This window comes from Geodermatophilus sp. YIM 151500 (assembly GCF_025716945.1).
GTDB lineage: Bacteria > Actinomycetota > Actinomycetes > Mycobacteriales > Geodermatophilaceae > YIM-151500.
The window spans coordinates 167,457-191,825 of record NZ_JAOVZT010000001.1 but is presented as its reverse complement, the minus strand read 5'-3'; the positions used below and the strand labels follow the sequence as shown (position 1 = coordinate 191,825).

Genomic DNA, 24,369 nt, shown 5'->3' with positions numbered 1-24,369 from the left:
CGTTCAGGACGAGGCGTTCAGGACGAGGCGTTCAGGACGAGGCGTTCAGGACGAGGCGTCGGGGCCGGCCGCCAGGCGCACCGTCGGGCGGGCGGTCACGACCACCGGACCGCCGCAGTTCCAGCAGGTGGGGGCGCTGTCGCGCTGGGCGTCCTGGCCCTCGACCTCACAGGGTCGGCAGATCCAGCTGATGTCGATACGGCTCTCCACCGGAGGCTCCTCGGGGTCCGTGGTGCGGGAACGGCGTCGGCCCCGGGGTTGGAAGCCATCGAGCGTAATACCCGGGCGACGGACCGCCCATGCACGCGCAGATCGTCGTCGTCGAGGGTAGGGACGACGGGCGGGCGGGCCGGTGACGAGGAGTCGTGGACGTGGCGGACGAGGAGCACGTGCCGATCGAGAAGCACGAGGCGACCGACCGCTTCGGCAAGGCGGCCCTGCGGGCAGCCCACGACATCGGCCGTGCGCTCGCCGACGAGGACCCGGGCGGGGACCCGGGCGAGGACCCGACCCGGGACCGGGCCGGGGACTCGCCCGAGGACATGCCGTACGTCGAACCGGTCCTGGTGCGCAGGGGAGGCCCGCACCGCAGCCTGGCCGGGCTGGCCGCCCTGATCGACGCCGCCCTCGACGAGCACGCCTCCGGTGCGCCCACGTCCGGCGACGACCGGCCGCCGACGGGGGATCCCGATGCCGAGCGACGCGTCGCGGACGAGGACGGGGACGGTTCGCCGGCGGGTGCGGACGACGCCGGCTAGCCGCCGGTCCGCTCGGGACGCCGCGTGCGCGGTCGTGCTCGGGAGGTCAGGACACGCGCCGTCGGGAGCCGGCCGATGTGCACCCGGGCCGGGCCGGGGTGGTCGCCATTGACTCCGTCGGGCAGCGGTCGCAAGGTCGGTCGCGGTCGCGCGGACCGGGACCACGGGTCCGGTGACCGGCCGGCTCGGGAGGTCCACCGATGACCGAGGTGCGCCGGGGACGACGGCGCCGTATCGCAGGACGTCCATGGCCGGGTGCGATCGTGCCCGGTGCGACCGCCGGCCCGGCTCGACGACTCCGCACACCGACGGACGCGGCGGGCGGTGCCACGTCGTCCCGACTCCACGGGGGACCCATCACCACCAGCGGGGACTCGAGGAGATGAGTGCACATGGGCAGTGTCGGACTTCTCTACGTGGGCGCGGTGCTCGCGGTCAACGGGCTGATGCTCCTGGGCCTGGTCGAGGCGCGCTCCGCCGCGCCGATCAACCTCTTCGTCGGCGCCCTGCAGGTGGTCACGCCGACCTACCTGATCTTCACCTCCGGCGGTGATCCCGCGGCGATCCTGGCTGCCTCCGGCATCTACCTGTTCGGGTTCACCTACCTCTACGTCGGCATCAACCTGCTGTCCGGCCTCGACGGCACCGGCGTCGGCTGGTTCTCGGCGTTCGTGGCGGCGGCGGCGGTCGTCTACTCCGCGCTGAACTTCTTCTGGTTCCAGCCGGCCGACCCGGCGTTCGGCGTCATCTGGCTGTACTGGGCGATCCTGTGGGGGCTGTTCTTCCTGCTGCTCGGGCGCAAGCGGGACGACCTCACGCGGTTCACCGGCGCCATCGCCGTCGTCGCGGGCATCGTCACCGCTGCCATCCCGGCCTTCCTGCTGATGACCGGGGTGTGGGCCGACTACGTCGGCCTGTGGGCGGTGGTCATCGCGGTGCTGTGCCTGCTCAGCCTGCTCCTCTACCCGCGCCTGCACGGGCCGGTGCCGGCGGCGCCACCGCCGCCCGCGCCCGACCGCTCCGCCGCGGCCGGCACGCCGTCGGTCGCCCCGGCGGCGGCCGAGCAGCCGCGGGACACCGCGAAGCTGACCACGCCCCCGGCGCAGCGGACCGGCTCGCGCGGCATGGCCGAACCCCGCCCGTAGCCGGCGGCGGGAACGCGGCGCGCCGGCCGGTGCTCCCGGCCCGGCGCGCCGATGGCCGACGTCCCGCGCCGCCGCCCGCCCGTCAGGTCGCGCCCGGTGCGCCCCGAGTTGCCGCGGCCTCGCCGGTGTGCAGGGTGAGGTCATGAGGCGCAGTGTCCGAGCGGCGGCGGCAGGTCTCTCCGCGCTGGCGGCGGTGGCGGTCCGCGACCTGGTGCAGAAGGAGCACACGCTGCTCCGCAACTTCCCGTTGCTGGGCCACGCCCGCTACCTGATCGAGGCGGTCGGCCCGGAGCTGCGCCAGTACCTGGTGGCCGGCAACAACGAGGAGCGGCCGTTCACCCGCGACCAGCGCCGCTGGGTCTACGCGTCGGCCAAGCGGGAGAACAACTACTTCGGCTTCGGCACCGACAACGACCTCGAGTACACGGCCGGCTACCCGGTCATCAACCACCGCACCTTCGGCCGGGCGGTGCCGGCGACGAGCGTGCACGCCGGCCAGACCGTCGACCTGCCCGCGGCGAAGGTGCTGGGCGCCGCTCGTGGCCGGGCGAGGGCCTTCCGCCCGCCGTCGGTCGTCAACATCTCGGCGATGAGCTTCGGCTCGCTGTCCGCCCAGGCGACCGAGGCGCTCAACCGCGGGGCGGCGCTCGCCGGCTGCCTGCACAACACCGGCGAGGGCGGCCTGTCGCGGCACCACCGGCACGGTGCCGAGCTGGTGTTCCAGATCGGCACGGCCTACTTCGGCTGCCGCGACGCCGAGGGTCGCTTCGACCTGGCCCGCCTCGAGGACCTCGTGGCCGGCGCCCCGGTGCGGGCGCTCGAGATCAAGCTGAGCCAGGGGGCCAAGCCGGGCCTCGGCGGGGTGCTGCCGGCGGCCAAGGTGTCGCCGGAGATCGCCGAGACCCGCGGCGTGCCGGAGGGTGTCGACTGCATCAGCCCGTCCCGGCACGCCGAGTTCTCCGACGCCGACAGCCTGCTCGACTGGGTGGAGCTGCTGGCCGCCGAGACCGGCCTGCCGGTCGGCATCAAGTCCGCCGTCGGCGACATGGAGTTCTGGCGCGAGCTCACCGCGCTCATGGCCCGCGGTGACCGCGGCGTGGACTTCGTGACGGTCGACGGGGGCGAGGGGGGCACCGGCGCCGCGCCGCTGATCTTCACCGACTCGGTGTCGTTGCCCTTCCAGCTCGGCTTCGCCCGGGTGTACGCGGAGTTCGCCCGCGCGGGGCTGCACGAGCAGGTGGCCTTCATCGGTGCGGGCAAGCTCGGGCTGCCCGACAACGCGGTCGTCGCCTTCGCCCTCGGCTGCGACATGGTCAACGTCGCGCGGGAGGCGATGCTGGCGATCGGCTGCATCCAGGCCCAGAAGTGCCATACCGACACCTGCCCGACCGGCGTCGCCACGCAGAACGCGTGGCTCGCGCACGGCCTGGACCCGGCGCTGAAGTCGGTGCGCGCGGCCAACTACATCCGGACCGTGCGGCGCGATCTGCTCAAAGTCGCGGAGGCGTGCGGCGTCGCCCACCCCGGCCTCATCGACACCGGGTCCGTCGAGGTGCTCACCGGGCGGACGGCGTCCAGGCCGCTCGGCGAGGTGTACGACTACCAGCCCGGGTGGGGCCTGCCGTCGGAGGCCGACCGCGCCGAGATCGAGCGGATCATGGCCGGGGAGGCTCCGCAGGGCGGCAGCGCGCCGCCGTCGGCGACCGCGACCGGCTGAGCGTCCACCCGGAGGAGGCGCGCCGGCCGGGAGGATCCGACGGCCTGCCGACCCGGGACCGGGGTCCGCTCCGAGGTCATCCGGCCGAGTCGGGACCTAGGACCCGGGGTGCAGCAGTATCCGCAGTCCTAGCCTGCGGATGTGACCGGTGACGAGGACCAGCCGCGGATCCGCGTGTTCCTGCTCGACGACCACGAGGTGGTCCGGCGCGGCGTGGCCGACGTGCTGGAGAGCGACCCGGCCCTCGCCGTGGTGGGGGAGGCGAAGAACGCCGCCGAGGCGCTGGCCCGAGGGCCGGCGCTGCGTCCCGACGTCGCGATCCTCGACGTCCGCCTTCCCGACGGCGACGGTGTGAGCGTCTGCCGCGAGCTGCGCTCCCGCCTGCCCGAGCTGAAGGTGATCATGCTGACCAGCTACAGCGACGACGAGGCGCTGTTCGAGGCGATCATGGCCGGTGCATCGGGCTACCTGCTCAAGCAGATCCTGGGCCAGGACCTGGTCACCGCCGTCCGCACCGTCGCTGCCGGTGGTTCGCTGCTCGATCCGACCGCGACCACCGCCGTCCTCGAGCGGATGCGGCGGGCCGCCGAACCGGCCGGTCCGGTCGCGGGGCTGACCGACCAGGAGCGCACGGTGCTCGCGCTCATCGGCGAGGGGCTGACCAACCGGCAGATCGGCGAGCGCATGTTCCTGGCGGAGAAGACGGTGAAGAACTACGTCTCCCACCTGCTGGCCAAGCTGGGGCTGGAGCGGCGCACGCAGGCCGCCGTGCTCGCCACCGAACTTCGATCGGCACCGCCGTCGTCGCGGCGCTGACCGACGCAGGTTCGGCACCGTCCCTAGCGGCGCGGAGTGACCACCTGCACGTGGTCGTCGAACCTCGTGGAATCGTCGATGTTGCTGGTGACGACGGTGTCGACGCCGTGGACGAGCATCGTGGCGACCACGTTCGCGTCACGGACTCGTGTGCCCGTGCACTCGACCGCGTCGAGCAGCGCGAGCAGGCGCTCGCTCACCCTCTCGTCTTCGGCCAACAGGTGCAGGCGCGCGCGAAGCGCTCGGACGTTCGCGACGGCGGCCGGCCGCGCCATTCCCAGCCCGTTGCGCTCGACCGGGCGCGTGGCCACGGCCAGGTACTCGCGGAGGATCTGCCCGCTGGTGTAGAGCACCACGCCGGAGGACGGCCACGCGTCGAGCGATGCGGCGGCGTCCTCGTGGTCGTCGCGGCCTTCGTCGGTCGCGGCGAGCAGCACGCTGGTACGAGGGCGAGCGAGCCGTGCGCTTCGGGAGGGAGGCGGATCAGCGCAGGGGCGCGCACCAGCGCAGTCGTGTGCCGCCGTCCGGCAGCCGCTCGACGGTGCACTCGCCGCCGCGGCCTTCGGCGCGTTCGACGAGGTTGCGCAGCCCGCTGCGTCCGACGCGGTCCGGGATGCCGCGGCCGTCGTCGACGACGTCGACGACCACGTCCTCGCCGACGTCGATCGTGACCGTCACGTGCGCGGCCCCGGCGTGCCGGGCGGCGTTGCTCACCGCCTCCCGGACGACCGCCTCGACGTCCGCGGCGAGTTCGCCGGTGAGCAGGCTGTCGATGGCGCCGGACATGCGTACCGTCGACTTCAGCCGGTCGCCGACCGTGCCGGTCACGACGTCGAGCAGCCGCCGCCGGGTGCTGTCGGCGGTGTCCGCCGTGTCCGTGGTGTGCAGGTCGAAGATCGTCGTCCGGATGTCGCGGACGGTGTCGTCGAGCTGGTGGACGACGTCGCGCACCCGCCGCTGCAGGTCGGCCTCGCGCACCCGCGGCAGCAGGGCCTGCAGGGCCAGCCCGGCGGCGAACACCCGCTGGATCACCAGGTCGTGCAGGTCGCGGGCGATCCGGTCGCGGTCCTCGTACACGTCCAGCTGCCGGGCCAGCCGCTGCCGCGCGGCCATGTCGAGGGCCACGGTCGCCTGGTCGGCGAAGCTCGCGGCCAGCGGGGTCAGCGCCGGGCCGAAGCCGGGCCGACCGGAACGCCGGGTCACCGTGACCACGGCGCGCTCCGCCTCGCTGCCGTGCAGCGGGATGGCCAGCACGGGTCCCCAGTCGACGTGCGCGTCGGGACCGTCGTGGTCCTGACCCGTCAGGTCCAGCGTCACGACGTCGTGGTCGGCCGCCAGGGCCGTGAGCGCGGGGCTGTCGCCGACCGCCAGGCGGTGGCCGACCACGTCGTCCAACCCCTCGCCGTACTGGGCGGCGACCACGTAGCGCCCGTCGGCCGGGTCGGGGCCGAGCAGCAGCCACCCGGCGTCCGCGTCGGTCAGGGCGGCCACGCGTTCGGTGATGAGCCGGAAGGCGTGGTCGGTCGACGGGGCGTCGAGCAGCGCGGCGCGGACGTCGGACACCGCCGCCAGCCACCGCCGTCGCTCCTCGCCCTCCTGGTAGAGGCGCGCGTTGTCGATCGCGACCCCGGCGGCACCGGCCAGGGCGGTGAGCACGGCCTCGTCCTCGGCGGTGAACTGGCCGTGTTTCTTCTCGGTCATGTACAGGTTGCCGAACACCTCTGCCCGGACGAGCACGGGGACGCCGAGGAAGGTCCTCATCTCCGGGTGGTTGGGCGGGAAGCCGACCGAGGCGGGGTGCGCGGAGAGGTCGGCGATGCGCAGGGGGTAGGGCTCGGTGATCAGCTGCCCCAGCACCCCCTTGCCCTCGGGCAGGTGACCCATCCGGGCCGCGAGCTCGGGCTCGATGCCCACGGTGATGAACGCGGACAGCCCGCCGCGCTCGCCCAGCACACCGAGCGCGCCGTACCGGGCGTCGACCAGCTCCACCGCGGACTCCACGATGCGCTTCAGCGTGCTGTCGAGGTCGAGCCCGCGGGACACGCTGAGGAAGGCGTCGAGCAGGTGCTGGATGCGCTCCTGGCTGCGCGCCACAGCAGTCAGCCGTTCCTGCACCTCGTCGATGAGTTCGGTCAATCGCATCCCGGAGAGCGACGATCCTCCGGGGTGGGGCGCGCCGTCCCGATCCCGCACGGGCCACCACCTCCCCGCCAGCGACGATGGCACAGGCCCGGGGGGAAGGGAACCGCCGCGATGTCGATCCGGCACGAGACCGACGTCAACGCCCCCGGTCGCCGGCAGCAACGCCCTCGGTCGCCGGCAGCAACGCCCCCGGTCGCCGGCAGGCCCGGGTCCGGAGAGGTCGGGCACGCTCATCCGCCACCCGCGGAGCAGCCACATGCGGATCACGACGTAGCAGCGGTCGGGCGTGGGCGGCCGGCTGGACGCCCGCAGCCCGTCGAGCGCGGCCACTCCTCGGGCGTGCTGACGAGGAGGGCCCGACGACCGTGACGCTCCACCCGGTGCGGTCCTCGCCCGACCAGGAGTCGACCCGGAAGGTGACCACCGCGCCGCGGACCGCGGTGCAGACGGGGCTGTCGCGCCGGGCCGGGAACACCACCCCCCCGCCGTGGACGGCGTACGACACGGGGCAGGACGGCGGGCAGCGCACCGTCGGTGGATGCCAGGCGTCCGATCGACGACGCGGTGAGCAGGCTCCAGCACTCCTCGTCGTCGAGTGCGGTGGGGTCGCGGTCCTCGTCGGTCGTGAGCGTGGTGCTCCTCAGGTGGCCTGGCGGCCGTGCTCCTGGACGCCGTATCCGCTGTCCCGGCGAGCGTCTGCTCCAGCGGGCCCGCGGTCAGCGCGAGGGGTGGTCGGTACGACCTCGCCAACGAGGGCGGCCACGATCGCGTCCGCCCAGACCCGCACGAGCCCCCAGTCGCGGAAGTCGCCGACCGGTGCGCGCATGGCGGTCACCATGGCGCGTTCGGGGAAGGTCAGCCGGTTCTTCTCCAACCGCCCGGGCAGGATGCGGTGCCCGCGAGCGCCGATCAGGTGGGTGAGGGCGGCGACGTCGTGCGGTTCGTCGGGCGGGAAGGGCGGGTCTCCGATCGGGCCGCTGGAGAAGAGCCACACGGGCCGCTGCCGCAGCGTCGCCGCGTGCTCGGTCGCGAAGTGCCGTGCCTCCTCGCGCCAGCTGCCCGCGTAGACGGCGCTGCCCAGGACGACCGCGTCGTAGGTGCGCGGATCCGGCCCCCTCTCGACCGGCACGCTCGCCGCGACCAGCTCGGCCGGAACCGCCTCCGGGTGCTCCTGCATCCGGCGGGCCAGGGCGTCGGCGATCTCGTGCGTCGCGCCGTGTTTGCTCGCCGCGGTCACCAGCACCCGCTGGGTGTTCACCGTCGTCCTCCAGAGGTCGTGGTCGTCCGGGCCGGGGTCGTGCCGGTCGGCGCTGTACCGGGATCGGCCGCGACGTGCACTGCGACCACGCCGCCGACCGTGCGGCCGAGCTCCTCGAACGCGCGTTGCTCGGCCTCCGCCGAGGGGTCGGCCACCCCTCGCAGCCGGCGGATGGTGGCGACGCCCTCCGACACCGACACGTCGACGGCGCCGGGCTCGCCGGTGTAGCCCTCGACCAGCCCGAGCAATTCGTCGCGCAGCCGCTCGTCGGGGCGCACCAGGGTGGTCAGCAGGTCGCGCCGGCTGACGATGCCGACCAGCCGGCCGTGCTCCAGCACCGGCGCGCTGCGCAGCCCGCCGTCGACGAGGATCCGGGCGATGTCGGCGACGTCGGCCGCGGCGTCGACGGTGCGGACGTCGGTGGTCATCAGCCGGCCGACGCGCAGCGGCGGAACCGGCCCCGCCCCGGTGTGGCGGCGCAGGTGCAACCGCGGATCCTCGGGCACGCGCCGCCGCAGCACGTCGGCCTCCGCGACGATGCCGACCAGCCTGTCCTCGTCGTCGACGATGGGCAGCGCGGCGAAGCCGTGCTCGGCCATCACCTCAGCGGCGTACTTCGCCGACGTCTCCGGCCCCACCGTGACGACCGCACGGGTCATGACGTCCCTCGCCTGCACGGCACCCTCCCCGGCTCTCCGTGTGGCGACCGTAGGACCGTGGGCGCCTCCGGGCGCAGGGTCGGCGGACGCTGGCCGGTGGGACGTTCGTCCTACCGGACGACCGGGTGCCGCCTGGTCCGCTGCGCGTCCGCCGTCCCGCCGGCGACGGAGGTCCCGGGCGGGTCCGACCTTGGGCCGTGTCGACCGCCGGGTCCTCACGACAGCCTCGGGTCGTCCGGCCGTCACAGGACGAGGAGAACGTCGTGACCCGAGCCCGCGAGCCCTATCCCGTGCGCGTCGACGCACACCTGGACGCGGGGCTCTCCCGTGGCCTGTGGCTGGTGAAGTGGCTGTTGCTGATCCCGCACTTCGTGGTGCTGGCCTTCCTGTGGCTGGCCTTCACCGTGCTGGGCGTCGTCGCCTTCTTCGCCATCCTCGTCACCGCCCGCTACCCGAGGGCGCTGTTCGACTTCAACGTCGGGGTGCTGCGCTGGAGCTGGCGGGTCCACTACTACGGCTACGGTGCCCTGGGCACCGACCGCTACCCGCCCTTCACCCTCGCGGACGTCCCCGATTACCCGGCCGGCCTCGACGTGGCCTACCCGGAGCGGCTGTCCCGCGGGCTCGTCCTGGTGAAGTGGTGGCTGCTGACCATCCCGCACTACCTGGTGCTCGCGGTCTTCGTCGGCGGTGGCGTGTGGCTGAGCACCGGACCCGCTGCGGAGCAGGGCTGGGACTCGGGCTGGGCGGCGGGGGGCCTGGTCGGCCTCCTCGTGCTCATCGCCGCCGTCGTGCTGCTGTTCACCGGCCGCTACCCGCAGCCGCTCTACGACTTCGTCATGGGCATGGACCGCTGGGTGCTGCGGGTCGCGGCGTACGCCGGCCTGATGACCGACCGGTATCCGCCGTTCCGGCTGGACATGGGCGGCGCGGACCCCGGGTCGGTGCCCGGGGGGCCGGCGCCCACCGTGCCGCCGGCCGATGCACGCCCGAGCACCTGGACGGCGGGCCGCGTGGCGGTCGTCGTGATCGGCTCGCTGCTGCTCCTCGCCGCCACCGGCCCGCTCGCCGCCGGCGGCGGGCTGCTCCGGGCCGACCAGACGCAGCGCGTGGACGGATACCTGTGGACCCCCGCGGCCGAGCTGCGCACCGACGGGTACGCGCTCGCCAGCGACAGCATGCGGCTCGACACCGGCGGGGAGCAGTGGGTGCTCGACCGGTTCCTGGGTGACGCCCGGCTGCAGGCGACCGCGACCGACCCCGCCACCGAGCTGTTCATCGGGATCGCGCGGAGCGCCGCGGTCGACCGCTACCTGGCCGGCGTGGAGCACCGCATCCTGCACGACCTCGGTCGGGACCCGCAGGGCGGGGCGAACGCGACGGACGTTCCGGGCGGCGCGCCCGGGGTGCCACCGGAGGAGGCGGACATCTGGACGGCGTCGGCTACCGGTCCCGGCACCCAGGTGCTCGACTGGGCTCCCGCCGACGGGTCCTGGACGGCGGTCGTCATGCGGGCCGACGGCGGGGCCGGGCTGGCGGTGGAGACGCGCGCCGCGGCCACCGTGCCGGGGCTGACCTCGCTGGCCGTCGGCCTGCTCGCGGGCGGCGCCGTCCTGCTGGTCGCCGGTGCGCTGCTGGTGGCCCTCGCGGTGCACCGTGCCCACCGGCGACCGCCCTCCGACACCGTTCCCGCCCACGGCAGCCCGCTGCCGCCCAGGGCTGGAGCCGGCCAGGCGGTGAGGACGTCCGCGCCCGGCGCTCCCCGATGACCGACCCGATGACCGACCCGATGACCGACGCCGCCGACGGCCCGGCAACCTCCAGCGTCCGGTCGCGCGGTGCCGCGTGGGTGGCGCGGCACCCGCTGGCCGCCTTCGTGCTCCTCGCCTACGGCATCTCGTGGACCCTGTGGGCGCCCGCCGTCCTCGGCGTCGGGGGATCGGCCGGCGTGCTACTCACCGCCGCTGCGGTTCTCGTGGCCCTCACTCGCGGCCGCCTGGGCCACCACCCCCGATCATGGGAGACCGCCGCGGGCGCCGGGCGCCCCGGCGGCACCGTCACCGCGGGCGCGACGACGCGGACGGGGGATCCGCGGCGATGACGCCCGGTCCCTCGCCGGGGCGACGGCCGGTGACCCGGCTCCCCGGCGCGGCGGTCGACCGGGTGAGCCAGGCGGACCTGGCGATGCTGGCCTCGGACTCCGGCCGGCTGCGACAGCAGATCGGCGCGCTGCTCCTCCTCGGTGACGGGCCCCCGCTCGACCCGGGCACCGCCGACCGGCTCCTGGCCGAACGGATCTCGGCCGTGCCGCGGCTGCGTCAGCGGATCGTCCGGGTCCCTCTCGGCGGCGGGCAGCCGATCTGGCTCGATGACCCGGCCGTCGATCCGGCCCGGCACGTCCGCCGGAGGGTCTGCCCGCATCCCGCGGACGAGGAGGCGCTCCTCGCGCTCGCCGCGGACCTGGTCACCGAGCCGCTGCCGCGGGACCGGCCGCTGTGGTCGGCCACCTGGCTGATCGGGCCGGGCGGCGAGCGGGTCGCGCTGGTCGTCGTCCTCCACCACGCCGTGCTGGACGGTCTGCGCGGGGTGGGCGTGCTGCACCGGCTCGCCGATGCAGCGGCGGCGGAGCGACCGTCGTCACCACCCCGGCGCACGCCGCCGCCCACGTACGGGCGTCTGGTCTCCGATGCCTGGCGCGAGCGCCTGCACGCGGTGCAGCGGATCCGCGGCACCCGGACCGCCCTGCGCCGGGCGCTGCGTGCCGGCGGCGGCGTGCACCCCCGGCCGGCCGCCTCCTGCTCCCTGCTCGCCCCGACCGGACCCCGCCGCCGGTTCGCCGTCGTCCGGGCCGACCTGGCCGGGCTGCGGGCAGCGGGGCACCGGTGCGGCGGCACCGTCAACGACGTCCTCCTCGCCGCGGTCGCCGGCGCCCTGTCCACCCTCCTCGCGCACCGCGGGGAGCCGGTCGACCCGCTTCTCGTGTGCGTCATGGTCGGCAGCCGGGCCGGCGGGGACGACGGGTCCGGCAACGCGGCCACCCCGCTGGTCGTGGCCGTCCCCGCCGTGCCCGACCCCGTCGAGCGTCTCCGGCGGGTCGCCGGGACCGTCCGGCGCGCCCGCTCCGCCGCGGCCGGGCCGTCGGTGATCACACTCCTGGGTCCCGCGTTCCGGGCCATGGCCGCACTCGGCGGCTACCGCTGGTACCAGGCCCGCCAGCACCGCTTCCACACCCTGCTGAGCAACGTCCCGGGACCGGGCGCGCCGATGTCGCTCGCCGGCGCGCCCGTGTCGGCCGTCGTCCCGCTCGCCAACGGCGAGACCGGCAACGTGACCGTCTCCTTCCTGGCCCTCTCCTACGCCGGCACGCTCACCATGACGGTGGCCGCCGACGCCGACGCGGTGCCCGACCTCTCCGTGCTGGCCCACGCGCTGGACGAGGAGCTGGCGGTGCACGCACCGGTGCGCGGCGGGGCGCGGTCCGCCGCGGACCACGGCGGCCGCCAGGGAGTGCCCGACACGTCCAGCCGCACGGTCGCGTCGACCGGTGGTGACGTGGCGACCACGGAGCGCGGTCCTACGCCGGGACCGTGCGCCACGCCCGGGCCGGGAGCCGCGGGTCCCGAGCGACCGTCTGCCAGCGTCCCGCCACAGAGCTCCACGTCGCACACGGAGGCGGACCGGATGGCACGGAACCCCTGTCGAGACCACCCGCACCGGGCCGTCCAGGGCACGTCCGCACCCCGCCCGTGACGCACGGTGGCCTTGCGGGTGCGCCGAGCCGGACGACACCGTTCCGTCGACCACCGAAGGGGAGCCGGTGTAGCCGCCGGCCCGGGGGGATGCGAACGTTCCAGCAGAGAAGAGGACCGGCCGCGCCACCGACGGCGCCCACCGGCGTGCTCGACGAGGGGGGACGATGACCGGGCGTGCCGAGGACGCCGGGACCGACGACGTCCGACGCGAGGACGACGGAACCGGCGAGCGGCCGGCGGACGGAGCGGGAGCGGCGCCCGACCCGGTCCTGCGGAAGGGGGCGGACTCCACCGAGCTCGCCGCCCTGCTCGGCGCCGGACCGGAGTTCCGGGTGACCTTCCCGGGCTACGACCGGCTCGCCGTGGACGCCTACGTGGAGTCGGCGGAGGCGGAGCTGGTCGCGCTGCGGCGCGAGCGCACCCGGCTGCTCCGCCGCTTCCGGACCTGCGCCGCGGAGCTGGCGCGGTACCGGACGGCCTACGACCAGGGGGTCCGGTCGGTCCTCGCCGCGGCCGAGGCGGAGGCGGCGCGCACGGTCGCCGGTGCCCGGCTCGAGGCCGAGGCCCGGCTCCGCAACGTCGGCGACCTGATCGCCGCCGCCGCGGCGGCGCGCCGGGAAGCCGTCCGCGACCGGTCGGCCGCGGCCGACGCCCTGCGGCACGCACGGGAGGACGCGCAGCGCCTGCTCGCGGACGCCGCGGCCGAGCGCCACCGGCTGGACGCGGCCGCCGCCGAGGAGCGACGGCGCCTGGACGTGGCCGCCGCCGAGGAGCGGACCCGCGCGGCGCTGGAGACCGCCGAGCGGATGGCTCGCCTGGAGGCCGAGGCCCGGGCGGCGTCCGCAGCCGCCGAGGAGGCCGCCGCGGCCCGGCTCGCCGCCCTCGAGGCGGAGGTGGCCGACCTGCGCCGCCAGCGGGAGGAGGCCGCCGGCTGCCTGCACCGGCTGACCGGTCAGATCGCCGAGGCGCTGCGGTCGCTCGACGAGCTGGTGCCCGACGAGCCCAACATCGTGGCCGACCTGGGGAACCCGGTGACCACCCAGCCGCTGCCCGCCTGACGGGCGCGGCCGGTTCCGTCGGCGCGCCGGTGCGGGCACCCGGGGCCCCGCTCCCGGGCGCGCGGGCCCTTCCCGGGCGGACGGCGACGGTGCAGCCTGGACACGGCGGACAGCGAGGAAGGGGACACGGGTGGACGAGGTCGAGGGCGCGGTCGAGACGGTGTCGATCCCCGGCGGGGTCCTCGTCGGGCACGACGGCTCGGAGTGCGCCCAGCACGCGCTCCGGTGGGCGGCCGCGCTGGCCGGCCGGGCCGGTCTGGAGGTGCACGTGCTGCGCGCGTGGAGCATGACGAGCGCACCCCGGCCGAGCAGCTGGTCGACCGGTTATGTGCCACCGATGGCCGACTGGGCCGGGGCCGTGCACGAGGAGCTGCGCCGGCACGTGGCCTCGGCCGGCCTGGACCCGGGCGTGACCGTCCACTGCCACGTCGTGCACCGGTCGCCCGCCCGCGGGCTGATCGAGGCCGCCGCGGGCGCCGATCTGCTGGTCGTGGGCGCGCGGGGCCGGGGCGGCTTCGGCGGGCTGCTCCTCGGCTCGGTCAGCGACCAGTGCGTGCACCACGCGCCGTGCCCGGTGACCGTCGTCCGGACCGGGACGGGCGCCTCGCTCGGCGGCGCCCCCGTCGGTCGTCGATCCTGAGGGCCGTCTCGCGCCGCCCGGGGCGGCGCGGTGGACTCGGTGGGGTGCACGTCCCCCGTCCCGCCCCGGCCGGGTTCGTCCGGTCGCACACCCGGCCGGCCCGGCCCTCCCTCGTGCCGGAGGTCCGGCTGCTCGTGGCGGCCGACGTCGTCGCGCTCTGGGAGGCGATGGAGGCCGAGGGCGGCGGAGCCGGGGAGGAACCGCCGTTCTGGGCCGCCGCCTGGCCGGGTGGCCAGGCGCTGGCCCGGCACGTGCTCGACGCGCCGGACGTCGTCGCCGATCGCCGGGTGCTCGACCTCGGGTCGGGCAGCGGGCTGGTCGCCGTGGCCGCCGCCGCGGCCGGTGCGCGCGAGGTGGTGGCCAGCGAGGTCGACCGCTTCGGCGTCACGGCGATCGCGCTCAACGCCGAGTTGAACGGCGCCGGCCCCATCCGCGTCGTGGGGGACGTCCTGGGCGACGAGCCGCCGGACGTCGACGTCGTGCTCGCCGGCGACGTCTGCTACGACCGCGGGATGACCGAGCGGGTGTGGCCCTTCCTCACCGCCGCCCGCGCCCGGGGGAGCGAGGTGCTGGTCGGCGACCCCGGCCGGCCCTACCTGCCGCAGGACCGGCTGGTCGCGGTGGGTGCCTACGACGTGCCGGAGACCGAGGGCCCGGGCACCCGGCGGACGACGGTCTGGCGCGTGCCCTGAGCTCCCGCGCCGCCCCATCCGTAACGCGTGTCACGCCACCGGATGTCGCCCACCGGATTGTCACGGGACGGTAACGGTGTATACCGTGTCGCCGTCCGGCCGGTCGTCACCGCCCCAACCAGGGGAGCCGCCGGGCGCCGCCGAGTCGCGACCGCCGTCGCGAGCCGGGGACCCACCGCAGCACTGGGGTGAATCGGGTCCGGATCGCCGGACCGGTAGGGCCATCTTCCCGCCCGAACCCGTCAGCTAACCCGGTAGGCGGCTCGACGGAAGAATCGGACGCACCTCCTCCATGAGCCCGCGCACGCCTCGTCGTAGTGCCCGCACGTCCTCGTCCCGCCGCCGCCCGCCGGCGTCCGTCCGGCGTCCCGGGCTGTACCTCGGCGTCGCCAGCGCCGGGGCGGTGCTGGTCGCCGTCGTCACCGGTGGTGAGCCGGTGGCCCACGCCGAGGCGACCACCGTCGAGCCGGTGAGCGTCGCCGAGCAGCTCGGCGTCTCCGCCGCGGCGCCCGCGCCCGCGCCCCTCGCGGAGCAGCTGGCGCCGCTGGAGCAGCTGGCCGCCAGCCGCAGCGAGCGGGCCGCCGAGCAGGACGCCGCCGCCGCGGCACAGGCCGAGGCCGACCGGCTCGAGCTCGAGCGGCGCGCGGCCGAGGAGGCCGCGCGCACGGCCGCCGAGGAGGCCGCGCGGAAGGCCGCCGAGGAGGCCGCCCGGGCCGCGGCGAGGCCGGCCACCAAGGGGTCGTTCAAGGAGTACGCCCTGGGCGAGCTCGGCGGCGACGGCGCGCAGTTCTCCTGCCTGGAGAACCTGTGGGGCAAGGAGAGCGGCTGGAACCCCGACGCGCAGAACCCGACCAGCTCCGCGTACGGGATCCCGCAGTTCCTGGACAGCACCTGGGCCGGGACGGGCATCGGCAAGACCTCCGACGGCTACCGGCAGATCGACGCCGGCCTCGTCTACATCGAGGAGCGGTACGGCAGCCCGTGCGCCGCGTGGAAGCACTCGCAGGCGAAGAACTGGTACTGATCCCCGCCGGTGGCCGCCGACCCGCCGGTCAGCGCTGGTCGCGGCGGAGCGGGTGGTCCGCCGGCACCTCGACCAGCACGAGGTGGACGCCGTCCGGATCGGCGACCTCCATCTCGAGCAGCCCCCACGGCTGCCGGCGCGGCGGGACGAGCACGTCCACCCCGGCGGCCGCCAGCCGCGCGTGCTCGGCCGCGAGGTCGCGCACCTGCAGCCAGAGGGCGAGGCCGCGCGGCGGCTCGGCCGCCCGCCCGGACACCTCGAGCAACCCGTTGCCGACGAAGAAGACCAACCCCGGGTCGTCGGGCGGGCCGAACTCCCGGTGCACCGCCAGGCCGAGCACGTCCCGGTAGAACGCGCGGCTGCGCGCCGGGTCGACCGGTCGCAGCAGCACGCGGCTGGAGAGCACGTCCACGACCGGCATCCTCTCCCGGTGGGCGGGTGGCAGGCTCGGGGCGTGGGCGTCGACGAGGTGCTGGCCGCCAGCCGCCGCGGTGTGCGTCGCCTGTCGCCGGCCGAGGTCGTCGAGGCCGCCGCCCGCGGAGCGCTCGTGGTCGACACGCGGACGGAGAGCCAGCGCCGGGCCCAGGGGGAACTCCCCGGCGCGGTGGTCATCGACCGCACGGTGCTCGAGTGGCGGCTGGACCCGGCGAGCCCGTACCGCATCCCCGAGGCCACCGGCTACGACCTGGAGGTGGTGGTCGTCTGCCGGCACGGCTACAGCTCGAGCCTGGCGGCGGCCTCGCTGCGGGCGGTCGGGTTGCGCCGCGCCACCGACCTCGACGGCGGGGTGGCGGCATGGATCGCCGCCGGGTTGCCGCTGACCGACGGTCCGGCCGACGTCCGGGAGTGATGCCCAGGCCGTGCGCGGGCATACCGTCCCGGGCACGGCGAGCGGAGGGAGCGGCGATGACCGGATCCGGGCAGGAGCGCGACACGGGAACGGGTGCCGACGGCGGCGCGGGTGACCTCGGTGGTGCCGCCGGCACCGGTGCCGGCGGACTCGGGGGTCCGGGCGGTCTGGTGGGCCGGTCGATCGACGAGTTCGTGCAGCAGCTGCGCGGGTTCACCGAGCGGGCTCGCAGCGTGGCCGGCGCCGTCCCGACGCGGCTGTCCCTGCCGGCGCTGCCCCAGCCGCCCGGCGCGCTGTCGGCGGCGCAGCTGCAGGCGATCGCCTCGGCCGTGTCCGCCCAGCGCCGGCAGATCGATGCCATGAAGGAGCAGCTCGAGGCCTTCGACCAGCAGCTGGCCGTGTTCGAGCGCATCCTCGACCCGCTCGTGGAGTGGAGCGCGACCTGGGCGCGGCTGGAGGAGGCGGTGGGCGACCTCGTGCGGCGCGACCCGTCGTCCGGAGGTCAGTCCCGAGGCCCGGCCGGGACGGAGTGACCGCTGCGTCGCCACGGTGCGGTCGTGCCGCTGCGCGGCCACGGTGCGGTCGTGCCGCTGCGCGGGGACCGGTCGGGCCCGTCGGACCGGTGACGTCGCCATCGCTTCTCGACGGCGACGACGGCGGCCACGGCGGCGGTGAGCAGCAGGATGCGCGACCACGCGGCGACGTCGAGCGGACTCGTGCGGAACAGGTCGTTCATCGCCGGTAGGTAGGTCAGGGCCAGCTGGGCGGCCACCTGGATCAGCACGCCTCCCACGATCCAGCGGTTGGCGAGCAGACCCGGCCGGGCGGCTCCGCGGTGCAGCGTCCGGCAGCTGAACAGGTAGGCGATCTCGACGGCGACGAAGAGGTTCACCGCCGCCGTCCGCGCCTCCGCGGTGCTCGCCCCGGCGGCCAGCTCCCACCGGAACAGCACCCACGCCGCGCCGACCAGCAGCGCCGAGACGAGCAGGACCCGCCCGAGCAGCTCGCCGGTGAGCAGCGGGCGCGCGGGTGGGCGGGGCGGGCGCCGCATGACGTCGTGTTCCTTCGGCTCGAAGGCGAGCGTCAGCCCGAGCAGCACCGCGGTGGTCATGTTGATCCACAGGATCTGCGTCGGGAGGATCGGCAGTGTCGTCCCGAGCGCGATGGCGACGAGGATGACGAACCCTTCTCCCATGTTCGTGGGCAGGGTCCACGCGATGAACTTCGTGAGGTTGTCGAAGACGCCGCGGCCCTCTTCGACGGCGGCCTCGATGCTGCTGAAGTCGTCGTCGGTGAGCACCATGTCACCGGCGTCCTTGGCGACCTCGGTGCCGCTGCGCCCCATGGCGATGCCGATGTCGGCCTGGCGCAGGGCCGGCGCGTCGTTGACCCCGTCGCCGGTCATCGCGACCACCGCGCCCCGCGCCTGCAGGGCGCGCACGAGGGTCAGCTTCTGCTCGGGCGAGACGCGGGCGAAGACCGCCGCGCGCGCCACGGCGTCGGCGTAGGCGTCGCGGGGCAGCGCGGCCAGGTCGGCGCCGGTCAGCACGAGGCCGTCACTCGCCGCCCCCTCGCGGGAGGGTCGCTGGTCCAGCAGGCCCAGGCGGGCGGCGATCGCGGTCGCGGTCGCGGCGTGGTCGCCGGTGATCATCGTGACCGTGATCCCGGCCGAGACGCAGGCCCGGACGGCGTCGACGGCCTCCGCCCGCGGCGGGTCCCACATGGCCTGCAGACCGGTGAACACCAGCGTGCCGGGCAGGCTCTCCTCCTCGGGCGCGCCGCGGGAGTCGCCGTCGGGGCCGCCGTCGTCCTCGGAGCGCATCGCGGTGGCGAGCACCCGCAGGCCGTCGGCCGCCAGCCGCTCGGCGGCGGCCAGCACGCGGTCGCGCCGCAGCGGGCGGACGGAGCCGTCGGCCGCGAGCTCGCGCCCGCTGAGCTCGAGCACCCGCTCCACCGCGCCCTTGACCAGCAGAACGCGCGAGCCGTCGTCCGTGCCGGGGTGGCTCGTGGCCATGTACCGCCGTGCCGAGGTGAACGGCAGGCTGCCGGTGCGGGCCGGCACCCCGCCTCCCTCCGGGAGGCCAGCCTTGCGGGCGGCCACGAGCATGGCGCCCTCGGTCGGGTCGCCCGTCACGGTGAGGCGGCCGTCGCGGACGGACAGGGTCGAGTCCGTGCACGCCGCGCCGGCGGTCAGGCACCAGCGCAGCGCGGCGTCCGCAGCGAGGTTGGCCGGGCCGCCGGCAGCGTCGCGCACGTCGCCGTCCAGCCCGCGGCCCGGGCCGCTCACCTCGTAGACGGCGTGCGGCGTCCAGATCGCGCGCACGGTCATCCGGTTCTCGGTGAGCGTGCCGGTCTTGTCCGAGCAGATGACGGTGACGCTGCCCAGGGTCTCCACCGCCGGGAGCCGGCGGATGACCGCCCGGCGCCGCGCCATCCGGGTCATGCCGATGGCCAGCGTGATGGTGATGGCGGCGGGCAGGCCTTCGGGGATGGCGCCGACGGCCAGGGCCACAGCCGCGGTGAAGATCTCCACCGGGGGCAGTCCGCGGGCCAGGCCCACGGCGAAGGTGCCTGCGGCCAGCACGAGGATCGCCACGGTCAGGAAGCGGCTGAACCGGGCCAGCTTGCGCGTCAGCGGGGTCTCCAGCGCCTCCGCGCTGCCGACCAGCCGGTGGATCTCCCCGAGCTCGGTCTCCGCGCCGGTGCGGAGGACGACCCCGGCTCCCGATCCGCTGGTGACCGTCGTCCCGGAGTACAGCATGTTGCGCCGGTCGGCGACCTGGGTCGCCCGGGGCAGCGCGACCTCGTCCTTGTCGACGGGCAGGGATTCGCCGGTCAGGGCCGACTCGTCGACCCGCAGCTCGTCCTCCCGGACCAGGCGCAGGTCGGCGGGCACCCGGTCGCCTTCCTGGAGGACGACCAGGTCGCCGGGGACGAGGTCCTCGGAGGGCACGTCGTGCGCCCGTCCGTCCCGGACGACGCGGGCCCGGGTGCGGACCATCCGGCGGAGCGCGTCCATCGCCGCCTCGGCCCGCGACTCCTGCACGTAGCCGACGATCGTGTTGACGACGACGACGCCGAAGATGACCGCGGAGTCGACGGTCTCACCGAGGACGGCCGTCACCGCGCCGGCGACGAGCAGGACGACGACGAGCGGGCTGCGCAGCTGCCGCAGCAGCCGCGTCAGGGGGCCGGCGCCGGCGGTCGTCGGCAACGCGTTGGGGCCGTACCGGTGGTGCCGCTCGGCGGCCTCGTGCTGCGTCAGACCCGCGACCGGGTCGCTGTCGAGCAGGACGAGCACCTCGGACAGCGCCAGGCTGTGCTCGGCACCGCGGGGCGCGTCCACGGGCACGGTCTCCATCCGCCGAGTCCATCCCGCACGGTTGCCCGCCCGTAGGGCCGATGGGCCCACCCTGGTCGGCCGTCCGTCCCTCCGTCCCGCCCGTCCTGTCCGTCCCGCCCGGCTGGCTCGTCACCGCCCGGGCGCGCGGGAACCGGGCGCCATGGTCCCGCCATCCGGGGCCGATGGTCCCTGACCTGCGCACCTCGCCCGAGGCAGGGTCGGGAGTGCGCCCGCAGGGCCGGGCGGGGGAGGAAGGTCCGATGGACGACGTCACGGGGACGGCCGGGAACACCGACGTGCGCCGGGTGGCCGACGTCGACGGGGGGATCCTCGTCGCGCACGACGGCTCGGAGGGCGCGCAGGTCGCGCTGGCCTGGGCCGCCCGCCTGGCCGAGCGGGCCGGGTTCGGGCTGCACGTGGTCCGGGCGTGGTCGATGACCTCCGCGCCGCGGCCACGGAGCTGGGCGCCCGGCTACGTCCCGCCGATCGAGGACTTCGAGCGGGCGGTCCACGACGAGCTGTGCGCGCACGTGGCCGCGGTGGGCGTGCCCGACACGGTGAAGGTGCGGTGCTGGACGGTGCACGCCGCCGCCGCGCGCGGGCTGATCGAGTCATCGCACCGGGCCGACCTCATGGTGGTCGGGGCCCGCGGGCACGGCGGATTCACCGGGTTGCTGCTGGGCTCGGTCAGCGAGCAGTGCGTGCGGCACGCCCACTGCCCGGTCACCGTGGTGCGGCAGGAGGCCCTCCCGCACGGGAGGACACCGCCGCAGGGAGAGGTGCGACGCACCTGACACCCCGGCCCGAGCTCGGGACCTCCGTCCCCCCCGAGGGAGCCGCTCGGCCGGTGACGGCGGGGCGCGACGGCCGCCAGGCTCGGGTGCAGGTGCCGCCACCGGAGCGGCGCACGGAGGAGGAGGCGCCATGGCCGTCGGGGACGAACCGCAGGGCGGCCGGCGGGAACCCGCGACCGGGAGCCGGCGACCCAGGATCGTGGTCGGCGTGGACGGATCCGCCGGCTCGCGTGCGGCCCTGGCCCACGCCCTGCGGACCGCGCACTCGCGCGGAGCGGATCTGGAGGTGGTCGCCGCCTACGACGTCCAGCTGTACTGGATGGGCGTCTACCCGGTCGTCAACCCCCCGGTCGACCAGCTGCGCGCCCTGACCGAGGAACGGACCCGGCGGCTCGTTGACGGGGTCGTCCGGGAGGTCCCCGGCGACGGTCGCAGCGGGCCGCGGGTGGACGTCGTCGTCACCGCCGGCCCGGCGGTGCAGGCCCTCCTCGACCGCGCCGAGGGGGCCGATCTGCTGGTGGTCGGCAGCCGCGGCCGCGGTGCCCTGCGCAGCGCCGCCCTCGGGTCGGTGGCGCTGAACTGCGTGATGCACGCGCCGTGCCCGGTGCTCACCGTGCACGCGGGCCTGCGAGCGGCGGAGGCGGCCCGGTCCGGCGGGGCGGTGACGGCCAGCGTGTGACCCGACGGACGGCCGGCGTGGGGGAAGGGACGCGACCGTCGGTCGGGAGTCGTCAGGGGCGGCGGTCGGACCACCGGGGTTCGACCGTCGACCACTCGCCGCCCCACTGCAGCATGCGGATCCGGTCGAGGAGCAGGCAGACCAGCAGGTGTGCGACCACGGCCGCGGCCATCACGCCGAGCGCGGTGAAGACGCCCTGGACGACGGCGCGGCCGGTGATGTCACGCGGCCGGGGCGGCGGGGCGACGGGCTCGCCCGAGCGGGTCATCCACACCTCCACGGTGTCGCCGGGCCGGCTGCCGACGGGGGCGTACACGGTGCCCTCCCGGGGCGGTCCGAACCCGACCGTCCACGTCGCGGTGGCGGGCACCCACCCGTTGGCGGCGGTGACCTTCCCGACGGCAGGCTCGAGCAGGACGGCGGGGCGCCGTTCGTGCTCGGCCCGGTACTCCTCGGCCGCCGTGGTGAGCCGCTCGGCCGTGGTGCTGCTCGCCGACACCCCGACAGGGACGGCCACCATCGCCAGCAGCACGGCGATCACCCGGGAGACTCGCTGGATGCGGTCGGTGCTGCGGCTCGAGGCGCGGGCGCCGGACTCCGGGCGGCGGCGTGCCGACCCCGCGGCGGGCGGGTCGCCGTCCACAGCGCTCAGATCCAGACGGTGCCCCCGCGCCCGTCCGGGACGGGCCGGGGTTCGTTCCGCTCCCGGGACGACGGGGGCCAGCCCACCGGTGACGGCCGGACGTGCCGGGTCATCGGCTCCGGCGGGCGGGTGCTGCCCGTCACCATGTCGTCGCGGCGGCGGCGGGGACTGGGTGTCGTGGCCGCGGCCCGGCCGATGCGGAGCAGCACCTGCGGGTGGGCGCCCCAGGTCAGCGCCGACCGCAGCTGCGAGCGCGTCAGCGGCACCTCGACGGCCTGGGTGATGGGGCTGGCGGCCCAGTCGAGCCGGGTCAGCTCGAGCAGCAGGCGCTCCATCGCCTCGCCGGTGCGCAACCAGGCGAGCGGGTCGTCGGTGCGGGTCGCGAGGAGGAGCAGCGTCTGGTCGGACGTCGAGTGGGTGTCGGGCGGCAGCATCCCCGCGCCGGCGCTGTCGAAGTCGCGCAGCGGCAGGTCGTCGTGCGCGCTGCCGTCGACGTGCGGCACCGCCGCCGCCTGCACGCCGTCCCGGTCCTCCGGGGAGCGGTTGGTCCAGCGGCGGATCTCGGCCCGGTAGGCCGGATCGGCGTTCTGCGCCTCGTCGGCCTGCTGTGTCAGCCGGGCGACCAGCCGGCGGTCCTCCTCGCGCACCACGGGCACGAGGTCGGCGTCCTCCGCGGCCGCCACCCGGCTCAGGCGGTCCACGACCTCGTCCGGCACGGGATCTGAGCAGAAGCGGCGTCGGTTGGTGCGCCGCCGGTCGATCGCGGGGGCGAGCACCGCGAGCTCACCGTCCGCGGAGCCCTCCACCGGCCGGACGACGGCGAGCAGGTCCGGGTCGTCCGGGTCGGGCAGCCGGTCGACCTGTATCGCCCAATTCCGGTCGGCCAGCGCCGCGCGCAGGTTCAGCAGGGCGGCGCCTCCGCTGATCAGCAACTCGCGGCCGTGCGGGTCGATGACGGTGAGCTGACGGCTCCGGTCCGCCCGCAGGGCGACCGAGTCGCGGGCCAGTTCCACGATCCACGGTTGGGTGTTGTGCACGGACGGCGCGAGCAGGGCCCGGTCGATGGAATGCTCGAGGGCATGGGTGCGCATCTCGTCGGAGTGCGCGGGGGACGTGGCCGGTGACATCGGTCCTCCTCGTACGGGTCGTCCGGTCGAGCGTCTCCCGGAGGACCCCGCCGCCGCGCCCGCCGACGGTCCCTGTCCGCGGGGCGAAGGTCACCGGTTGCGCCGCGCAGGACGTGACCAAGTGCCCGGGCGCCCGGGACGTCGTGCCGCCGCGGAGAGGGATCGCCCCCGGCAGGCTCGGCTCCGGTACCGGCGGCAGGCCGGCCTGGAGGGCGGAGGACGCATCATGGGCACGCCGACCACGACGCTCGACGGAGTCGCGGGCCGTCCGTACGGGGCCGGGCGCGGTCGCGTCGTCGTGGGCGTCGACGCCTCCGACGGCGCGCGGGCCGCGCTGGTGTGGGCGCTGGCGGAGGCCGCCCACCGCGGCGTCCCCCTCGACGTCGTCACCGCCTACCCCGTCGACTTCTACTGGACGGACGCCTACCTGGCCGATCGGCACCGGCTGGACGCCGTCCGCGACCTGGCGACGACGCAGGCGCGGGCCCTGGTCGACGAGGTCCGCGGCGACCCCGCCCTGGCCGGCGTGCCCGGCGTGCCGGTCGTCCCGGTCGACGTCGTCGTCGTCGGTGGCGCACCGGCAGACCACCTCGTCGCGGCCGCCGGACCGGACGACGTGCTGGTCGTGGGCAGCCGCGGGCGGGGGGCCGTCCGGGGCGCCGTGCTCGGCTCGGTGTCGCTGCGCTGCGTCATGCATTCCCGCGGCCGGGTGGTCGTCGTCCACCCGGACCGCGCCGTGCTGCCCGGCGGGCGGCGCGCCGTCGTGATCGGGTTCGACGGCTCGGCGGCGGCCCGGTCCGCGCTCCTCGCCGCGGTCGACGAGGCGACGCTGCTCGGCACCGACCTGCGGGTGGTGGTGGTCCTGGAGCCGGCGGAGCACTGGACCGACCTCGGCACCGCCACTGCCGAGTCGACGGCCCGGGTGCGGGACGTGGCGCTGCGGCAGGCGCGCGAGGCGGCGGCCGAGGTGCTGGGCGAGCGGCTGCTCGGGGAGGGCGGCGAGACGGGACCGCGCGTCGACTTCACGGCGGTGGAGGGCCGCCCGGCCGCGGTCCTGGTCGACGAGGCGGCGGACGCGGCGCTGCTCGTCGTGGGCAACCGCGGGCACGGGACGTTGCCGGGGCTGCTGCTCGGCTCGGTGGCGCTGCTGTGCGTCGTCCACGCCCCCTGCCCGGTCATGGTGCTGCACTCGTCGGCGGACCGGGGCGTCCCGGCGGAGCGGGCCGGGTCGGCCGCCGCACGCGCCTGACCGGCCTCCCCGGGAGCCGTCGG

At 75.9% G+C, this 24,369-nt stretch carries 26 protein-coding genes and 1 riboswitch; of the genes, 16 read left to right on the top strand and 10 right to left on the bottom strand.

Translation table 11 applies throughout. The features are described 5' to 3' along the window. Positions 1 to 45: 45 nt before the first annotated feature. Positions 46 to 210 carry a hypothetical protein gene (locus OF117_RS00870; protein WP_263550894.1) on the bottom strand — a complete coding sequence of 55 codons (165 nt, stop codon included), beginning with the start codon at positions 208 to 210 and terminating at the stop codon, positions 46 to 48. Between the two features lie 155 nt (positions 211 to 365). Here OF117_RS00870 and OF117_RS00865 point away from each other — a divergent pair, with 155 nt between their 5' ends. The 4 genes from OF117_RS00865 to OF117_RS00850 all read left to right on the top strand — a co-directional run bounded on the left by OF117_RS00865 (position 366) and on the right by OF117_RS00850 (position 4,436). Continuing rightward, a complete protein-coding gene (locus OF117_RS00865) occupies positions 366 to 758 on the top strand; it encodes a hypothetical protein (protein ID WP_263550893.1) in 393 nt (130 codons plus the stop codon). Positions 759 to 1,150: 392 nt separating this feature from the next. After that, on the top strand, positions 1,151 to 1,903 hold the full coding sequence (locus tag OF117_RS00860) for an AmiS/UreI family transporter (RefSeq protein ID WP_263550892.1): 753 nt from the start codon (positions 1,151 to 1,153) through the stop codon (positions 1,901 to 1,903). A gap of 142 nt (positions 1,904 to 2,045) precedes the next feature. Beyond that, positions 2,046 to 3,620: an FMN-binding glutamate synthase family protein gene (locus OF117_RS00855; protein WP_263550891.1), complete on the top strand. Its 1,575-nt coding sequence runs from the start codon at positions 2,046 to 2,048 to the stop codon at positions 3,618 to 3,620. Positions 3,621 to 3,761: 141 nt separating this feature from the next. Continuing rightward, positions 3,762 to 4,436, top strand: a complete 675-nt coding sequence (locus tag OF117_RS00850; protein WP_318014203.1) for a response regulator transcription factor — start codon at positions 3,762 to 3,764, stop codon at positions 4,434 to 4,436. A 23-nt stretch (positions 4,437 to 4,459) separates the two neighbouring features. Here the strand turns inward: OF117_RS00850 and OF117_RS00845 are convergent, their stop codons facing one another. The 5 genes from OF117_RS00845 to OF117_RS00830 all read right to left on the bottom strand — a co-directional run bounded on the left by OF117_RS00845 (position 4,460) and on the right by OF117_RS00830 (position 8,495). Continuing rightward, positions 4,460 to 4,873 carry a type II toxin-antitoxin system VapC family toxin gene (locus OF117_RS00845; RefSeq protein ID WP_263550890.1) on the bottom strand — a complete coding sequence of 138 codons (414 nt, stop codon included), beginning with the start codon at positions 4,871 to 4,873 and terminating at the stop codon, positions 4,460 to 4,462. Between the two features lie 46 nt (positions 4,874 to 4,919). Continuing rightward, positions 4,920 to 6,572 (bottom strand): GAF domain-containing protein, encoded by a 1,653-nt coding sequence (locus OF117_RS00840; protein ID WP_263550889.1) that lies wholly within the window; start codon positions 6,570 to 6,572, stop codon positions 4,920 to 4,922. A gap of 142 nt (positions 6,573 to 6,714) precedes the next feature. Then, on the bottom strand, positions 6,715 to 7,083 hold the full coding sequence (locus OF117_RS22195) for a hypothetical protein (RefSeq protein WP_411969394.1): 369 nt from the start codon (positions 7,081 to 7,083) through the stop codon (positions 6,715 to 6,717). Positions 7,084 to 7,218: 135 nt separating this feature from the next. Next, positions 7,219 to 7,836 carry a flavodoxin domain-containing protein gene (locus OF117_RS00835; protein ID WP_263550888.1) on the bottom strand — a complete coding sequence of 206 codons (618 nt, stop codon included), beginning with the start codon at positions 7,834 to 7,836 and terminating at the stop codon, positions 7,219 to 7,221. Then, a complete protein-coding gene (locus tag OF117_RS00830) occupies positions 7,833 to 8,495 on the bottom strand; it encodes an HPP family protein (RefSeq protein ID WP_263550887.1) in 663 nt (220 codons plus the stop codon). Before OF117_RS00830 ends, OF117_RS00835 begins: the two co-directional genes overlap by 4 nt. 263 nt (positions 8,496 to 8,758) lie before the next feature. Here OF117_RS00830 and OF117_RS00825 point away from each other — a divergent pair, with 263 nt between their 5' ends. The 7 genes from OF117_RS00825 to OF117_RS00795 all read left to right on the top strand — a co-directional run bounded on the left by OF117_RS00825 (position 8,759) and on the right by OF117_RS00795 (position 15,661). Further along, a complete protein-coding gene (locus tag OF117_RS00825) occupies positions 8,759 to 10,264 on the top strand; it encodes a DUF4389 domain-containing protein (RefSeq protein WP_263550886.1) in 1,506 nt (501 codons plus the stop codon). 8 nt (positions 10,265 to 10,272) lie between these two features. Further along, entirely contained in the window at positions 10,273 to 10,596 is a 324-nt protein-coding gene (locus OF117_RS00820) for a hypothetical protein (protein WP_263550885.1), read from the top strand. A 29-nt stretch (positions 10,597 to 10,625) separates the two neighbouring features. Beyond that, the gene (locus OF117_RS00815) at positions 10,626 to 12,245 is read left to right on the top strand and encodes a wax ester/triacylglycerol synthase domain-containing protein (protein ID WP_263550884.1); all 1,620 of its coding nucleotides are present in this window, start codon (positions 10,626 to 10,628) and stop codon (positions 12,243 to 12,245) included. Between the two features lie 166 nt (positions 12,246 to 12,411). After that, positions 12,412 to 13,305, top strand: a complete 894-nt coding sequence (locus OF117_RS00810) for a hypothetical protein (RefSeq protein ID WP_263550883.1) — start codon at positions 12,412 to 12,414, stop codon at positions 13,303 to 13,305. Between the two features lie 130 nt (positions 13,306 to 13,435). Continuing rightward, on the top strand, positions 13,436 to 13,945 hold the full coding sequence (locus tag OF117_RS00805; RefSeq protein WP_263550882.1) for a universal stress protein: 510 nt from the start codon (positions 13,436 to 13,438) through the stop codon (positions 13,943 to 13,945). Positions 13,946 to 13,989: 44 nt separating this feature from the next. After that, complete coding sequence (locus OF117_RS00800; RefSeq protein WP_263550881.1) at positions 13,990 to 14,637, top strand: class I SAM-dependent methyltransferase; 648 nt, start codon at positions 13,990 to 13,992, stop codon at positions 14,635 to 14,637. Positions 14,638 to 14,765: 128 nt separating this feature from the next. Then, positions 14,766 to 14,914: riboswitch (cyclic di-AMP (ydaO/yuaA leader) on the top strand. A gap of 15 nt (positions 14,915 to 14,929) precedes the next feature. Further along, a complete protein-coding gene (locus OF117_RS00795) occupies positions 14,930 to 15,661 on the top strand; it encodes a lytic transglycosylase domain-containing protein (RefSeq protein ID WP_263550880.1) in 732 nt (243 codons plus the stop codon). 28 nt (positions 15,662 to 15,689) lie between these two features. Here OF117_RS00795 and OF117_RS00790 read toward each other — a convergent pair whose 3' ends face one another. Beyond that, complete coding sequence (locus tag OF117_RS00790) at positions 15,690 to 16,082, bottom strand: VOC family protein (protein ID WP_263550879.1); 393 nt, start codon at positions 16,080 to 16,082, stop codon at positions 15,690 to 15,692. A 33-nt stretch (positions 16,083 to 16,115) separates the two neighbouring features. Between OF117_RS00790 and OF117_RS00785 the strand changes: the two genes are divergently transcribed. Both OF117_RS00785 and OF117_RS00780 read left to right on the top strand, forming a co-directional pair. Then, complete coding sequence (locus tag OF117_RS00785; protein WP_263550878.1) at positions 16,116 to 16,511, top strand: rhodanese-like domain-containing protein; 396 nt, start codon at positions 16,116 to 16,118, stop codon at positions 16,509 to 16,511. Between the two features lie 56 nt (positions 16,512 to 16,567). After that, positions 16,568 to 17,044: a hypothetical protein gene (locus tag OF117_RS00780; protein WP_263550877.1), complete on the top strand. Its 477-nt coding sequence runs from the start codon at positions 16,568 to 16,570 to the stop codon at positions 17,042 to 17,044. On the opposite strand, the gene OF117_RS00775 is transcribed toward OF117_RS00780, so the two are convergent. Then, the gene (locus OF117_RS00775; protein ID WP_263550876.1) at positions 17,014 to 19,872 is read right to left on the bottom strand and encodes an HAD-IC family P-type ATPase; all 2,859 of its coding nucleotides are present in this window, start codon (positions 19,870 to 19,872) and stop codon (positions 17,014 to 17,016) included. The genes OF117_RS00780 and OF117_RS00775 overlap by 31 nt on opposite strands. A gap of 242 nt (positions 19,873 to 20,114) precedes the next feature. Here OF117_RS00775 and OF117_RS00770 point away from each other — a divergent pair, with 242 nt between their 5' ends. Both OF117_RS00770 and OF117_RS00765 read left to right on the top strand, forming a co-directional pair. After that, positions 20,115 to 20,648: a universal stress protein gene (locus OF117_RS00770; RefSeq protein WP_263550875.1), complete on the top strand. Its 534-nt coding sequence runs from the start codon at positions 20,115 to 20,117 to the stop codon at positions 20,646 to 20,648. Between the two features lie 130 nt (positions 20,649 to 20,778). Further along, positions 20,779 to 21,327: a universal stress protein gene (locus OF117_RS00765; protein ID WP_263550874.1), complete on the top strand. Its 549-nt coding sequence runs from the start codon at positions 20,779 to 20,781 to the stop codon at positions 21,325 to 21,327. Between the two features lie 52 nt (positions 21,328 to 21,379). Here the strand turns inward: OF117_RS00765 and OF117_RS00760 are convergent, their stop codons facing one another. After that, the gene (locus OF117_RS00760; RefSeq protein ID WP_263550873.1) at positions 21,380 to 21,868 is read right to left on the bottom strand and encodes a hypothetical protein; all 489 of its coding nucleotides are present in this window, start codon (positions 21,866 to 21,868) and stop codon (positions 21,380 to 21,382) included. Positions 21,869 to 21,975: 107 nt separating this feature from the next. Beyond that, complete coding sequence (locus OF117_RS00755; RefSeq protein WP_263550872.1) at positions 21,976 to 23,097, bottom strand: Acg family FMN-binding oxidoreductase; 1,122 nt, start codon at positions 23,095 to 23,097, stop codon at positions 21,976 to 21,978. A gap of 226 nt (positions 23,098 to 23,323) precedes the next feature. Here OF117_RS00755 and OF117_RS00750 point away from each other — a divergent pair, with 226 nt between their 5' ends. Continuing rightward, positions 23,324 to 24,346, top strand: a complete 1,023-nt coding sequence (locus tag OF117_RS00750; protein WP_263550871.1) for a universal stress protein — start codon at positions 23,324 to 23,326, stop codon at positions 24,344 to 24,346. The last annotated feature ends 23 nt before the right edge of the window (positions 24,347 to 24,369 follow it).

Bases quoted from the DNA above. Each gene is read 5' to 3' on its own strand.
- OF117_RS00810 (WP_263550883.1), top strand. From the start codon at position 12,412: ATGACCGGGCGTGCCGAGGACGCCGGGACCGACGACGTCCGACGCGAG.
- OF117_RS00860 (WP_263550892.1), top strand. From the start codon at position 1,151: ATGGGCAGTGTCGGACTTCTCTACGTGGGCGCGGTGCTCGCGGTCAAC.
- OF117_RS00775 (WP_263550876.1), bottom strand. From the start codon at position 19,872: ATGGAGACCGTGCCCGTGGACGCGCCCCGCGGTGCCGAGCACAGCCTG.
- OF117_RS00830 (WP_263550887.1), bottom strand. From the start codon at position 8,495: ATGACCCGTGCGGTCGTCACGGTGGGGCCGGAGACGTCGGCGAAGTAC.
- OF117_RS00750 (WP_263550871.1), top strand. From the start codon at position 23,324: ATGGGCACGCCGACCACGACGCTCGACGGAGTCGCGGGCCGTCCGTAC.
- OF117_RS00790 (WP_263550879.1), bottom strand. From the start codon at position 16,082: ATGCCGGTCGTGGACGTGCTCTCCAGCCGCGTGCTGCTGCGACCGGTC.
- OF117_RS00820 (WP_263550885.1), top strand. From the start codon at position 10,273: ATGACCGACCCGATGACCGACGCCGCCGACGGCCCGGCAACCTCCAGC.
- OF117_RS00755 (WP_263550872.1), bottom strand. From the start codon at position 23,097: ATGTCACCGGCCACGTCCCCCGCGCACTCCGACGAGATGCGCACCCAT.
- OF117_RS00795 (WP_263550880.1), top strand. From the start codon at position 14,930: ATGAGCCCGCGCACGCCTCGTCGTAGTGCCCGCACGTCCTCGTCCCGC.
- OF117_RS00855 (WP_263550891.1), top strand. From the start codon at position 2,046: ATGAGGCGCAGTGTCCGAGCGGCGGCGGCAGGTCTCTCCGCGCTGGCG.
- OF117_RS00770 (WP_263550875.1), top strand. From the start codon at position 20,115: ATGGACGACGTCACGGGGACGGCCGGGAACACCGACGTGCGCCGGGTG.
- OF117_RS00765 (WP_263550874.1), top strand. From the start codon at position 20,779: ATGGCCGTCGGGGACGAACCGCAGGGCGGCCGGCGGGAACCCGCGACC.
- OF117_RS00780 (WP_263550877.1), top strand. From the start codon at position 16,568: ATGACCGGATCCGGGCAGGAGCGCGACACGGGAACGGGTGCCGACGGC.